This window comes from Micromonospora sp. NPDC049799, assembly GCF_040656655.1.
Lineage (GTDB): Bacteria > Actinomycetota > Actinomycetes > Mycobacteriales > Micromonosporaceae > Micromonospora.
Window position 1 is genome coordinate 1 of the sequence record NZ_JBFAMU010000786.1, and the last position, 1,644, is coordinate 1,644.

Genomic DNA, 1,644 nt, shown 5'->3' on the forward strand with positions numbered 1-1,644 from the left:
GGGAGTCAGCGGAGGGCGCGCCACAGGAGGTAGAGGCCGATGACCGTGCCGAAGACCACGATCAGGGTCTTCAACACCACCGGCGGGAGCCGGCGCCGCGAGCTTGATCACCTCGCCGGGGCCGCCGGTCGCGCCGAGCAGCGCCAGCGTCTCGGTCAGCCGGCCGTCGAAGGCGGCGGCGATGCTCTCCGCGCCGCTGGCCAGCAGAAGGGTCCCGGCGAGGCCGCTGGTGGCGTCCTGCTCTCCGGTCTGGCTGTGCACGCCGATCACGATGGCGTCGACGGCGAGCTCGGCGGGGTCGCTGTCGACCAGGCTCAGGGTGGTGCTGGGCGATGTCACTGAAGCTACTCCGGGCGGGCCGGGCCGGTCGCGTCGTCGCGTACCGGCGGTGAAGGTCTCCGGCGGACGGTACCTGCCGGACGTCTGGCTGTCCCGCCGACTTCTTCGGCGGGTCCCGCCGATGCTAACCAGCCGTTCAGGTCCCGGTAAGTTGCCACCCATGACCGACGTGACCACCGACGCCGCCGCGACCCGGCTGCGCCGATCCCCGCTGCACGAGCGGCACACCGCCGCCGGCGCCAAGTTCGCCCCGTTCGGTGGCTGGGAGATGCCCCTGGAGTACGCCGGCGGCGGAGTGCTCAAGGAGCACACCGCGGTGCGGACCGGCGTGGGTGTCTTCGACGTCTCCCACCTCGGCAAGGCACGGGTGTCCGGGCCGGGCGCGGCGGAGTTCGTCAACGCCTGCCTCAGCAACGACCTGCGCCGGATCGGGCCGGGCCGGGCGCAGTACACCCTCTGCTGCGACGACGCCACCGGCGGCGTGGTGGACGACATCATCGCCTACCTGCACGCCGAGGACCACGTCTTCCTCATCCCGAACGCCGCGAACACCGCCGAGGTCGTGCGTCGGCTGCGCGCCGCCGCGCCGCCGTCGGTCACCGTCACCGACGAGCACGAGGCGTACGCCGTCCTCGCCGTGCAGGGACCCCGCTCGGCGGACCTGCTCGGCGCCCTGGGCCTGCCGACCGAGCACGGGTACATGAGCTTCTCCACCGGGACGGTGGCCGGCGCGGAGCTGACCGTCTGCCGCACCGGCTACACCGGCGAGCTGGGGTACGAGCTGGTGGTGGCGGCCGAGCACGCCGTGGGTGTGTGGGACGCGCTGTTCGCCGCCGGCTTCGACCTGCGCGCCTGCGGTCTGGCCGCCCGGGACACGCTGCGCACCGAGATGGGATACCCGCTGCACGGGCAGGACCTGTCGCTGGACATCACCCCGGTGCAGGCCCGCTCGGGCTGGGCCGTCGGCTGGGACAAGCCGGCCTTCTGGGGCCGCGACGCGCTGCTCGCCGAGAAGGCCGCCGGCCCCCGGCGTACGCTCCGCGGCCTGGAGGCGGTCGATCGGGCCATCCCGCGCCCCGGCATGGCCGTCTTCGACGGGGACACCCGGGTCGGCACGGTCACCAGCGGCACCTTCAGCCCGACGAGAAAGCAGGGCATCGCCCTAGCCCTCGTCGACACCGCCCCGGACCTCCCCGACGGCACCGAGCTCCAGGTCGACATCCGCGGCCGCCGCGCCCCCATGCGCCTAACCCGCCCCCCCTTCGTAAACCCCTCGGTGAAGTAACCCCCCCCGGTCCCCCCGGT

The 1,644-nt window shown here is 73.7% G+C and carries 1 protein-coding gene and 1 pseudogene; one reads left to right on the top strand and one right to left on the bottom strand.

Features of this window, described 5'->3' with window-relative positions; translation table 11 throughout:
- Positions 1-339: pseudogene (locus tag AB0I76_RS29450) on the bottom strand (leucyl aminopeptidase); the annotation flags it as partial.
- A 160-nt stretch (positions 340-499) separates the two neighbouring features.
- Here AB0I76_RS29450 and gcvT point away from each other — a divergent pair.
- Positions 500-1,624: a glycine cleavage system aminomethyltransferase GcvT gene (gene gcvT, locus AB0I76_RS29455; protein ID WP_357042275.1), complete on the top strand. Its 1,125-nt coding sequence runs from the start codon at positions 500-502 to the stop codon at positions 1,622-1,624.
- The last annotated feature ends 20 nt before the right edge of the window (positions 1,625-1,644 follow it).